Annotated in this window: 9 protein-coding genes, 1 tRNA gene and 1 pseudogene; 5 read left to right on the top strand and 6 right to left on the bottom strand. The window is 73.7% G+C overall.

The window, feature by feature from the left end; translation table 11 throughout:
- From HGCM_RS01355 to HGCM_RS01340, 4 genes and pseudogenes are all read left to right on the top strand, one after another.
- Positions 1-579: pseudogene (locus HGCM_RS01355) on the top strand (hypothetical protein); the annotation flags it as partial.
- A 66-nt stretch (positions 580-645) separates the two neighbouring features.
- Positions 646-718: transfer RNA gene (locus HGCM_RS01350), tRNA-Ala, on the top strand.
- Between the two features lie 269 nt (positions 719-987).
- On the top strand, positions 988-2,031 hold the full coding sequence (locus tag HGCM_RS01345; protein ID WP_019135101.1) for a helix-turn-helix transcriptional regulator: 1,044 nt from the start codon (positions 988-990) through the stop codon (positions 2,029-2,031).
- Positions 2,032-2,077: 46 nt separating this feature from the next.
- A complete protein-coding gene (locus HGCM_RS01340) occupies positions 2,078-3,430 on the top strand; it encodes a DUF2254 domain-containing protein (protein WP_147572556.1) in 1,353 nt (450 codons plus the stop codon).
- A gap of 35 nt (positions 3,431-3,465) precedes the next feature.
- Here HGCM_RS01340 and HGCM_RS01335 read toward each other — a convergent pair whose 3' ends face one another.
- The 5 genes from HGCM_RS01335 to HGCM_RS01315 all read right to left on the bottom strand — a co-directional run bounded on the left by HGCM_RS01335 (position 3,466) and on the right by HGCM_RS01315 (position 7,343).
- A complete protein-coding gene (locus HGCM_RS01335) occupies positions 3,466-4,641 on the bottom strand; it encodes a zinc-dependent alcohol dehydrogenase (protein ID WP_019135099.1) in 1,176 nt (391 codons plus the stop codon).
- Positions 4,638-5,123 (bottom strand): hypothetical protein, encoded by a 486-nt coding sequence (locus HGCM_RS01330; protein ID WP_019135098.1) that lies wholly within the window; start codon positions 5,121-5,123, stop codon positions 4,638-4,640. Before HGCM_RS01330 ends, HGCM_RS01335 begins: the two co-directional genes overlap by 4 nt.
- Positions 5,120-5,695 carry a type 1 glutamine amidotransferase domain-containing protein gene (locus HGCM_RS01325; RefSeq protein ID WP_019135097.1) on the bottom strand — a complete coding sequence of 192 codons (576 nt, stop codon included), beginning with the start codon at positions 5,693-5,695 and terminating at the stop codon, positions 5,120-5,122. The genes HGCM_RS01330 and HGCM_RS01325 overlap by 4 nt, the downstream gene beginning before the upstream one ends.
- 1 nt (position 5,696) lies before the next feature.
- Positions 5,697-6,848, bottom strand: a complete 1,152-nt coding sequence (locus tag HGCM_RS01320) for a glutathione-independent formaldehyde dehydrogenase (RefSeq protein ID WP_019135096.1) — start codon at positions 6,846-6,848, stop codon at positions 5,697-5,699.
- Positions 6,849-7,076: 228 nt separating this feature from the next.
- A complete protein-coding gene (locus HGCM_RS01315) occupies positions 7,077-7,343 on the bottom strand; it encodes a GlsB/YeaQ/YmgE family stress response membrane protein (protein ID WP_019135095.1) in 267 nt (88 codons plus the stop codon).
- Between the two features lie 229 nt (positions 7,344-7,572).
- Between HGCM_RS01315 and HGCM_RS01305 the strand changes: the two genes are divergently transcribed.
- The gene (locus tag HGCM_RS01305; RefSeq protein ID WP_019135093.1) at positions 7,573-9,054 is read left to right on the top strand and encodes a beta-N-acetylhexosaminidase; all 1,482 of its coding nucleotides are present in this window, start codon (positions 7,573-7,575) and stop codon (positions 9,052-9,054) included.
- Between the two features lie 16 nt (positions 9,055-9,070).
- Here HGCM_RS01305 and HGCM_RS01300 read toward each other — a convergent pair.
- A partial coding sequence (locus tag HGCM_RS01300; protein ID WP_019135092.1) for a dolichyl-phosphate-mannose--protein mannosyltransferase occupies positions 9,071-10,772 on the bottom strand: 1,702 nt, incomplete at its 5' end.

Below are 10,772 nucleotides of genomic sequence, written 5' to 3'. Positions count from 1 at the left end.
CTCGCGACGGTCGGCGCCTGGGTGGGCGTCGCCGCGACGCCGCTCGTCACCCCGCTGTACGCGGCGGTCCCGACGCTGCTGCTCGGCTCGGTGCTCGTGCTCGGCCGCCGCGCGGTGCTCGCGGGCCGGCGGGCCGACGCCGAGTACGCCGCGCGCTTCCGCCGCGAGCAGGAGAACGCGGCCCGCCTGCGGACGGGCGCCCAGCGCGCGGTCCCCGCCCCCCGTCAGACGGGCGCAGGCCGCGCCGTGCACCCGTCGGACCTCGAGACCCAGATGTTCGCCGCCATCGTCGCCGACCGCGGCGAGGACGGGTCCACCGCCCGGCACGCGGTAGGCGACACCCCCGCGCAGGGCTCCGACGGCTGGTCGCCCGTCCCGGTGCCCCGGCCGACGTACACGATGAAGGCGACCGCGCCGCGGCGCGAGCCGCTGCCGCTGGAGAACCTCGAGGGGTCGACGGCCGCCGCGGTCGAGCGTCCCGTGGCCGAGCGTCCGGTCGTCGAGGAGACGGCGCCGGAGACGACCGGCTCGCTGGACCTGGACGCGGTGCTCGCGAAGCGGCGGGCGTCCGGCGAGTGACCCCCCGGCGGGGGCTCCCGATTTCGTGAGCACCCGGTCCGTGGTGCTAGTCTGTAGCCCGCTCGCGGGGCTGTGGCGCAGTTGGTAGCGCGTCTCGTTCGCAATGAGAAGGTCAGGGGTTCGAATCCCCTCAGCTCCACCGCACGCCGAAGGCCGGACCCACCAGGGTCCGGCCTTCGTCGTGCTGCACGGCATCGCGAGCCGTACCTGACGGGTGGGCCGCGTCCGGACCTCGCCCTGAGACGGGACCGGCCGACGGCGCGCTGCCCGTCGCAGGTGGCCACCCAGCGGGTGCACCAGGGCGCCCTGCGGTAGGACTGTCTGGTCGGCGTCCTCCGTTCGGTCGAGCAGCGGATCGACTCCCAGGGCTGGAGACATCCCGCTGCCGCCGACCGCTCCGGGGGACCCATGCGCGCGTACCAGGCCGAGGAGCTGCTGCGGCCCGATCTCGCCGCCGGTGGCACGAGCTCCGAGCGCGTGCGGCAGCTGCTCGAGGTGGTGCGCCGGATCGTCCCCTTCGACGCCGCCTTCCTCGCCTTCGCGGACCCTCTCGCCGACGCGTACTACTCCCTGGTCGGCGTCGACCTCGACGCCCCGGCGGTGCAGCTCCTGTCCGGCCCGCAGATCATGCACGACATCCGCGCCACCGGCACCGACCGCCAGGGGCCGCCCGTCGGCCCGTCCGACCTGTCGTACCCGGTCGAGGAGCTGCCGACCTGGGGCGGGTGCCTGATCCCGTCGGGCCTCCACGAAGGGCTCGGAGTCGCCCTCGTCGCCCGGGGAGGACGGCACGTGGGCCACCTGGCGGTGCTCTTCGAGAGCCGGCGACCACCTCGGAGAGCCACGCGCCGCCGGCTCGCGGAGCTCGCACCGGTCATCGCCGCAGCGATCGACCCGATGCGGTCGCTGCTGGCGGGCGCACGGCTCGTCCGCGGCGCCACCGCCGGTGTGGTGCTCCGGGCGGGTGGCGGCTGCCACGAGCTGCCCGGCCTGCCCGCGCACGCTCTCCTGCTCCCCGGTTCCGCGGTCCTGGCCGTGGCGCGGGAACGGATCGGCGCGGGGCAGGTCTACTCGTCGTTCCTCTGGCCGGTCGGGGGTGCGCACGCCCCCGACGGCCATGTCCGCGTGACGGTGATGGCAGCTCCGGACGACGCGCTCCCCGGACCGACCGCCGTGGCGACCCTGTCGCCGAGCGGCGACCTGCACGGCCTCACCCCGCGCGAGCTGGAGGTCCTGGGTCTCCTGGTCGAGGGCTGCTCGAACCGCGAGATCGCCAGCAGGCTCGTCGTCGCCCCGCGGACCGTGGCCGCTCACCTCGAGCACGTCCTCGTCAAGCTCGGGACGGCCACCCGGACGCTTGCCGCGGTCCGCGCCGAGCGGGACGGCACCTACGTCCCCGCGGTGCCTCGTCCCGCCCTCGGCCGCGTGCCGGTGCCGGCCGGACACCGGTAGGGCCGCGCCGCACCGATCGTCCGTCCGTCCCAGCCTGGAGGGCACCGTGCACCTCGACCGAGTCGTCCACGGACTCCGGACCAGCCTCTGGGTGGTCCCGCTGCTGTGCGTCCTCGCGGGTGTGGCCGTCGGCCTGGGCACCCTCTGGCTCGACGTGCGGTCCGGGTACTCCCTGGTCCCGCAGACGTGGACAGGGTCGCCGACCGACGCCCAGACCACGCTCTCGCTGTTCGCCACGGTGGCCGCCTCGCTGACCACGCTCGTCCTGACCGTGACGCTCGTGGTCGTCCAGCTCGCGATGGGACAGTTCTCGCCCCGGATCGTCGCGGCGCTGCTGTCGGACCGGTTCAGCCAGCTCGCGATCGGCCTGTTCGCCGCGACCTTCGTCGTCGCCGTGCTGACGATCCGCGGGATCCGCGGCTCGGACACCGGCTCGGTCCCCGGGCTCTCGGTGCTGGTCGCCCACGCCCTGATGGTCGCGAGCCTCGTGGTCCTCATCCTGTTCGTGCACCGTTCGGGGCAGTCGATGCGAGCCTCGGGCCTCATCGACCTCGTCGGGGACCGCACGCGCGACCTCGTGATGTCGTCGTTCCCGCCCCCGACACGCGCGTCGGCGGGAGCAGACCTCGACGTCGGCCTGGTGGCCGCGTCCGAGCCCGGGAACATCGTCCGGGTCGACCGTGCCGGCCTCGTCGCGGCCGCGCGTCACGCGCGCTGCGTGCTCGAGCTGGTGCCCGTGGTCGGAGACTTCGTCCCGGGCGGGGCGCCGCTGTTCCGCGTGCACGACGAGCCGGGACGGGCAGCGACGGACGGACCTCCCACGAGCCCGCTGCCCCCTCGTGAGGTCTCCCGGATGGTCGTCGTCGGTCCGGAACGGGTGCACAGCGAGGACGCCTCCTACGGGCTCAGGAAGCTGGTGGACATCGCCGAGCGGTCGATCGCCCAGCCCTTCAGCGACCCCACGACGACCCTGCAGGCGCTGCACCGTCTCCACGACCTGCTGCGCCAGGTCGCGGTGCGTCCGCTGGCCAGCGGCGTCCACCGGGACGAGGACGGGGTCGTCCGGCTCGTCGAGCGGACGCTGTCGTGGGACGGGTACGTGCGGCTCGCCTTCGACGAGATCCGGCTCGCGGGTGCGTCGTCGCCCCAGGTCACCCGGCGCTTGTGTGCGGCGCTGCAGGACCTGCGACGCGTCGCCCCGCCGGAGCGGCAGGCGCCGCTCGAACGGCAGCTGCGGCTGCTCACCGCCGCCGTCCGTCGGGTGTACGACGACGAGGAGGACGTCGTCGCCGCGCTGACGCCCGACAACGAGGGCATCGGCTCGGGTGCCGACGTCACGACGGCCGTCGTCCTGGAGGGCGGCTCACCGGGCGGGCCGCGCACGACCCCCGACCGCTGACCACGCCGCGCCGCCCGGCCACCCGCCCGTGCTCCTCACGACCCCGGACGGAACACGGCGCGGACGCACCCGTCCTCCTTCTCCTTGAACATCCGGTAGCCCTTCGGGCCGTCGTCGAGCGGCATCACGTGGGTCGCCAGGTGCTCCGTCGTCACCTCGTCCCGGCTCATGCGCTCGAGGATCTCGGGGATGTACCGGTGCCCGTGCTGCTGCGCGCCCTTGAGCGTCAGCGCCTTGTTCATCACGGCTCCGAGCGGGAACTTGTCCACGAGCCCGGCGAAGACCCCGAGCGTGAACACCGTCCCGCCCTTGCGGCAGGCGTAGACGGCCTCCCGCACGGCGGCGGGCCGATCGGTCTGCAGGCGCATCTGCTGCTTGATCTGGTCGTAGACGTACTGCGGCCCGGGCGTGTGGGCCTCCATCCCGACCGCCTCGATGCAGACGTCCGGTCCGCGCCCACCGGTCATCTCGCGGAGCGCGGCCGGGACGTCGACCTCCTCGTAGTTCAGCGTCTCCGCCCCCACGTGCGTGCGGGCCTGCCCGAGCCGGTTCTCGTAGCGGTCGATGACGACGACCCGTTCCGCGCCCAGGAGAGCGGAGGCGCGAGCCGCCATCTGCCCGACGCCCCCCGCGCCCCACACGGCGACGACGTCGCCGGGCTGGACCCCCGCCTGGTGGGCGCCGGTCCACCCGGTCGGCGCGGCGTCCGACGCGAACAGCGCCCGCTCGTCGGAGACGCCGTCCGGGATCGCGAACACCCCCTGGTCCGCGTACGGCACGCGGATGTAGGGCGCGTGGCTGCCCGCCCAGCCCCCCATCGCGTGCGAGTACCCGTAGCACCCGCCGATGGACTGGCCCCAGAGCGCCTCGGTGATCCCCGGGTTGGGGTTGCCGTTGTCGCACAGCGACCACAGCCCCTGCCGGCAGTACCAGCACCGCCCGCAGCTCGTGAAGGAGACCACGACGACCCGGTCGCCCACCCGGTGCTTCGTCACCGCGGGGCCGACCTCGGCGACCGTGCCCATGAACTCGTGGCCGAGCACGTCACCCGCCCGCATGGCCGGGATGTAGCCCCCGACGAGGTGCAGGTCGGAGCCGCACGTCGCGCTGAGCCCGACCTCCACGATGACGTCCTGCTCGTTGAGGATCGTGGGCTCGGGCACGTCCTCGACGCCGATCTCGTTGACCCCGCGCCACGTGACCGCCTTCATCGCACACCCGCCTTGGGCGCGATCTTCGTCCAGGCCTCGAGCAGGGCACCCCCGGGCGTCGCCTTGCGCTCGCCATGCGGTGCGGGGTCCACGGCCAGCACCTCCCCGACCTCCAGGAGCTGCTTGGTCTTCCGCAGCGCCGAGCGCAGGTCGGCCTGCGGGTCCTGGCCGGCGAGCCGGCTCACGCCGCCTCCCGACGAGCGCTGGTGACGCTGGCGGGCTGCCACCTCGGTGCCCTTGCCGCCCGGGGCCGGTCGCAGACGCACCTCGACCTCCCCGTCGAGCTCGGCCAGCGGCGCCGGCAGCACCGTGACGTCGACGTCGGACGGGTCGCGGAAGACGGTCACCTCGAGCCAGCCCGGCCCGCCGCCCGCAGCGGACGGGCGGTGGGCCGGCCGGTCGAAGGCCCCGCGCACGAGCCGGACCACACCGCCCACCCCGCGCGCCGCCAGCGAGGCGATGCTCCCGACGACGGAGCTCATGACCGCCCCGCCGTGCCGGCCCGCTGCGGGGCCCGCGCGAACTCCTGCACGATGCGCTCGCAGAAGGCGGGGAGGTCGTCCGGTGACCGGCTCGTCGTGAGGTTGCCGTCCGTGACGACCTCCTCGTCGACCACCTCGGCGCCCGCGTTGCGCAGGTCGGTGCGCACGCTCGGCCACGAGGTCAGGCGGCGGCCGCGTGCCACGTCGGCCTCGACGAGGCTCCACGGCCCGTGGCAGATCGACGCGACCGGCTTGCCCGAGGTCACGAAGTCCCGGACGAACCGGACGGCGGCGGCATCCATCCGCAGCTTGTCCGGGTTCACCGTCCCGCCCGGCAGGAGAAGGGCGTCGAAGGCGTCGACCGACGCCTCGCCGACGACCTCGTCGACCGTGAAGGTGCCCGCGTCCTTCAGGTCGTTCTCCCGAGCCTGGATCTCCCCGCCCGCGAGGGAGACGACCACCGTGACGGCGCCCGCGTCGTCCAGCGCCTGCCGGGGCTGCTCGAGCTCGACCCGCTCCACCCCGTCGGCCGCCAGGATCGCGACCCGTCGTCCGTCCAGCGCGCCGGCCATGTCAGGCCGCCTCCCCGGGGTGCAGGACGACCTTCGTCCAGCCCTCGTCGCGCTTGTCGAAGTGCTCGTAGGCCTCCGGCGCCTGGTCGAGCGGCAGCTCGTGGCTCACGATGAAGGACGGCTGGGCCTTGCCCCCGGCGATGAGGTCCCGCAGCTGCCGGTTGTACTTCTTGACCGGCGCCTGGCCGGTGCCGAGGTGCTGGCCCTTGAACCACAGGAGCCCGTAGTCGAGCGCGAGCTTGCCCTGCTTCGCCAGCTCGTCCGATGCCCCCGGGTCCTGAGGCACGAAGACGCCGACGTTCCCGATGCTGCCCGTGAACCGGACCGAGGCGACGAGCCGGTTCATCGTGAGGCTCGCCAGCTCCTGGCCGTCGGGCTCGTGCGCCTGGTAGCCCACGCACTCGCACCCGTTGTCGGCGCCGAGGCCCAGCGTCTCGTCGAGGACGGCCTGCACCGGGTCGACCTTCGAGTCGTCGATCGCGATCGCGCCGATCGACTCGGCGAGCCGGAGGCGGTCCGGCTGCCGGTCGACGACCATCACCTTGCCCGCGCCGCGGATCGTCGCCGACAGGGCGGCCATCAGACCCACCGGCCCGGCGCCGTAGATCACCGTCTGGTCCCCGGGCTTCACGCCCGCCAGCTCGGTGGCGTGGTAGCCGGTGGGGAAGATGTCGGCGAGCATCACGTAGTCGGTCTGGCGCTCCTCGGCGTCCTCGCCGAGGCGCAGACAGTTGAAGTCGCCCCACGGGACGCGCAGCAGCTCGGCCTGCCCCCCGCCGTAGGGCCCCATGTCGGCGAAGCCGTACGCGGCGCCGGCCATCTGCGGCTCCGGCTGCGCCTTGAGGCAGTAGTTCGTGAGCTGCTGCTCGCAGTTCTTGCAGTGCCCGCACGCGATGTTGAACGGCAGCACGACCCAGTCGCCCACCTGCACCTTGTCGACGCCGTCGCCGACCTCGACCACCTGCCCGAGGTTCTCGTGCCCGAACCAGCGACCCGGCTCGAAGTCCGTCCTGCCCTCGTACATGTGCAGGTCGGAGCCGCAGATGTTCGCGGAGGTGATCCGTACCAGGACGTCCGTCGGACGCTCGATCCGTGCGTCGGGCACGTCCTTGACGCTGACCTGCCGCGGACCCTCGTAGACGACTGCCTTCATGATGCCTCCTCGTCATGACGCCCCCGGCCGGGCGGGAGCGGCCCAGACCGTCATTGCACCCACACGCGGGCGCCGTGCGGTATCGGCAGACCTGCCCATTCGGAGGGGAGCGAGGTGGCCGCCCCCGGCCCGGGCCTCCCCGGGGCGACGCGCGCGAAGGGCGGCTCCCCCGCAGGGGAGCCGCCCTTCGTGTGCGTCGGGCGCGGTGCGGGCGCCCGGGGCGTCAGGTCAGCGGATCCGCCCCCGACGGCCCGCGACGAGGGAGACACCGACCGCGGCGAGCACGATCTGCAGGATCAGCTCGATCCAGTCGATGCCGCCGGTGTCCTTCACGTCGAACAGCGACGCGATGAACGTGCCGAGCAGCGCGGCGACGATGCCGATGAGGATCGTGAGCCACCAGCTGATGTTCTGACGGCCGCGGACGAGCAGCCGGCCGATGATGCCGATGATCGCGCCGATGATGATCGCGCTGATGATCCCGGTGACAGTCATGCGAGCTCCTTCTCGAAGGGGGAGAGCAACAGGAAGGACGCTAGGGCCGATCGTCCGTTTCCGCCCGTTGAGAGGCATTGAATTTTCGGCGGACCCGTGTTAAGCGTCCGGCGCAGCGGCGAGGAGGGCGGAGGTGGCGCCGGCGAACCAGCCCGCGCGCCGGGCCGTGCGGGGTACCGTGACGCCGTCCCGGATCGCTCCCCGGGTCAGCCGCGTCACGAGGAGACCCGTGTCCCCGATCGCCCTCATCCCCCGGCCGCAGCACCTGGACGAGCTCGACGAGCCGCCCTTCGTCCTCGGGGAGACGTCGACCGTCGTCGTCGAGCCGCGGCCCGAGCTCATCCAGACCGGCGTGCTGACCGCCGACCTCTTCGGCCGCCTCAGCGGGCGCGCGATCGAGGTCCGGTACGCCGGCGCCGAGCCGGCGCCGGGCGCGATCGTCCTGACCCGGACGGGGCCCGTCGCCGACGGCGGCCCGGGCGCCGACGAGACCTACCAGGTCGTCGTGCGGGCCGGGCGCGTGGAGGTCCGCTCACCCTCGGTCGCCGGGCTGGTGCACGGCGTCGTCACGCTGCGGCAGCTCGCGACGGTGGAGGAGGGCTCCGTCCGGATCCCGGCGGTGCGCATCCAGGACGCCCCGCGGTTCGCGTGGCGCGGGCTGTCGATCGACGTGGCGCGCCACTTCTTCGGCGTCGAGGACCTCAAGGGCGTCATCGGGCTGATGGCGCACTACAAGCTCAACGTGCTGCACCTGCACCTCACGGACGACCAGGGGTGGCGGCTGCACGTGCCGTCGCGGCCGAAGCTCACGGAGCTGTCCTCCGACTCGGCGGTGGGCGGCGACCGCGGCGGCTTCTACACGCCGGGGGACTTCGCCGCGCTGACCGAGTACGCCGCGGCGCGCGGCATCCGCGTCGTCCCGGAGATCGACGTGCCGGGGCACGTCAACGCGGCGCTGCACGCGTACGGCGAGCTGACGCCGTCCGGCGAGCCCACCGACGCCTACGACGGCATCGAGGTCGGCTTCAGCCGGCTGCACGCGGACCTGCCGGCCACGCAGCCGTTCCTGGAGGCGGTGTTCACCGACGTCGCCGCGATGACCGCGGGCGAGCACGTGCACATCGGCGGGGACGAGGTCCTCACGATGGAGCCCGAGGAGTACGCGCGGTTCGTCGCGCTCGCCTCGCAGGTCGTGCGGGCGGCCGGGAAGAAGGTCGTCGGCTGGCAGGAGATCGCGCAGACGCCGCTCGAGCCGGGCACCGTGGTCCAGTACTGGGACACGCGCGTGGACCCCGAGCCGTTCGTCCGGGCCGCGCGCGAGGGCGCGCTCCTGCTCATGTCGCCAGGCTCGAAGTCGTACCTCGACATGAAGTACGACCCGACGTTCCCCCTCGGGCTCGAGTGGGCGGGGCACATCGAGGTGCGCGACTCCTACGACTGGGAGCCGACGACCCTCGTCGAGGGGGTGCCCGCGGAGTCGGTCGTCGGCGTGGAGGCGGCCGTCTGGACCGAGACGCTGCGGACGGTCGACGACCTCACGACCATGCTGCTGCCGCGCCTGGCCGCCGTGGCCGAGGTCGCGTGGACGCCGCCGCAGGCGCGCGACTGGGCGGACTTCCGCACGCGGGTGGCGCAGCACGGGCGGTTCTGGGACCACCTGGGCGTCGCCTGGCACCGCAGCCCGCAGGTCGACTGGACGACGCGCCCCTGACCGCGCCGCCGGGCGCTCAGACCCAGGACTGCAGCCACATGTGGCCGTGCCAGAACGTCCACGGGACGACCCAGGCGGCCCAGATCGGGTAGAAGTACAGCCCGATCCCGACGACGAGGGCGACCAGCGCCCCGACCCCCACGAGGGCGCGACGGCGCGCCCGGGGGTTGTCGGGGTCCGGCGGGCCGACCACGAGGGTCATGACGTAGACGAGCGTGAGGACGACCCAGGGCGTGAACGCGATCGAGTAGAACGTGAAGATCGTGCGGTGCGCGTAGGCGAACCACGGCAGCCAGCCGGCGACGATGCCGGAGAGCACCGCAGCGGCACGCCAGTCGCGGTAGCGCACCAGCCAGACGACGGCGACGAGCAGCGCCGCGGCGCCCGCCCACCACAGCACGGGGTTGCCGAGCGACGTGATCGCCTGCGAGCACTGCGAGGCGCCGCACGCGTCGATCGCCTCCTGGCCCGTGAGCCCGGAGATCTCGGGCGGGTAGAAGAACGACGTGGGTCGCCACTGCACGATCCAGCCGAGCGGGTGCGCGGCGTAGGAGTGCGGCGACTCGAGGCCGTTGTGGAACGACCACATGTCCTGGTGGAACTTGAGCAGCGAGCGCAGCGCCGGTGGCAGCCAGGTGACGCCCTGGCCGGGGTTGTCCGCGGCCCACGTGCGCCCCCAGCCTCCGTCGTGCGTGAACCACGACCACCAGGTGCCGAGGTACGTCACCAGCACGAGGGCCGACATGGCGACGCCGGCGACGAGGCCGTCCTTGACGAGCCCCGCGAGCGCCCAGTCCCGCACGCCGATCGCCCGGCGCGCCGTGAGGTCCCACGCCACGCTCAGCAGGCCGAAGACCGCGAAGAAGTAGAGGCCGGACCACTTGACGCCGCAGGCGAGCCCGAGGAGGACGGCCGCCGCCAGGCGCCACCAGCGCCACCCGAGCCACGGCCCCCAGCCCAGCTCCCGCCCCGCGTCGAGCATCGCCGCGGTGCGCGCCGCGAGCAGGCGGCGCGACTGTTCGCGGTCGAGCAGCAGGCAGCCGAACGCGGCCAGGACGAAGAACATGAGGAACGGGTCGAGGAGGCTGACCCGCGACATGACGACCGCCTCGCCGTCGACCGCGAGCAGCAGCCCCGCGACGACGCCCCAGGCGTTCGACGAGAACAGCCGGCGCGCGATCCGCGCGATGAGCAGCACCGCCAGGGTGCCGAACACCGCCGCGGACAGGCGCCACGCGGCCGACGACCCGACCCCGCCGCCGAGCTGGATGCCCCAGGCGATCAGCCACTTGCCCAGCTGCGGGTGCACGAAGTACTCGGCGCTGCTCTGCAGCCCGCTGGTGTCGCCCGCCGCGAACTGCGCGTTGGGGTCCTGCGACCAGTTCGCCTCGTAGCCGTGCACCAGCAGCGACCAGGCGTCCTTGACGTAGTACGTCTCGTCGAACACGAGCTCGTGCGGGCGCCCGAGCCCCGGGAAGCGCAGCAGGGCGGCGAACACGGTCACCGCGATCGACCACGCCCACCCGACGAGCCGCTCGCGCCGCGTCACGGCGAAGCCGATCGCCTCGGCCGGCAGCAGGCGGCTCAGCAGGCGCTCGTGCGTGGAGCGCGTGTCCTCCGGCTCCGGCTCCGGCTCCGGCTCCGGCTCGGGCGACGGCTCGGCGCCGGCCGCCGGCCCGCCGGTGCTCTCGGGACCGGCCGGCTCGTCGACGGGCGGC

Source organism: Cellulomonas massiliensis JC225 (assembly GCF_000312005.1).
GTDB lineage: Bacteria > Actinomycetota > Actinomycetes > Actinomycetales > Cellulomonadaceae > Cellulomonas > Cellulomonas massiliensis.
This window is presented reverse-complemented; position numbering and strand designations above follow the sequence as displayed.

What these genes read in the sequence shown, in the direction of transcription:
- HGCM_RS01330 (WP_019135098.1), bottom strand. Translation starts at nt 5,123, where the DNA reads ATGAGCTCCGTCGTCGGGAGCATCGCCTCGCTGGCGGCGCGCGGGGTG.
- HGCM_RS01345 (WP_019135101.1), top strand. Translation starts at nt 988, where the DNA reads ATGCGCGCGTACCAGGCCGAGGAGCTGCTGCGGCCCGATCTCGCCGCC.
- HGCM_RS01325 (WP_019135097.1), bottom strand. Translation starts at nt 5,695, where the DNA reads ATGGCCGGCGCGCTGGACGGACGACGGGTCGCGATCCTGGCGGCCGAC.
- HGCM_RS01335 (WP_019135099.1), bottom strand. Translation starts at nt 4,641, where the DNA reads ATGAAGGCGGTCACGTGGCGCGGGGTCAACGAGATCGGCGTCGAGGAC.
- HGCM_RS01320 (WP_019135096.1), bottom strand. Translation starts at nt 6,848, where the DNA reads ATGAAGGCAGTCGTCTACGAGGGTCCGCGGCAGGTCAGCGTCAAGGAC.
- HGCM_RS01315 (WP_019135095.1), bottom strand. Translation starts at nt 7,343, where the DNA reads ATGACTGTCACCGGGATCATCAGCGCGATCATCATCGGCGCGATCATC.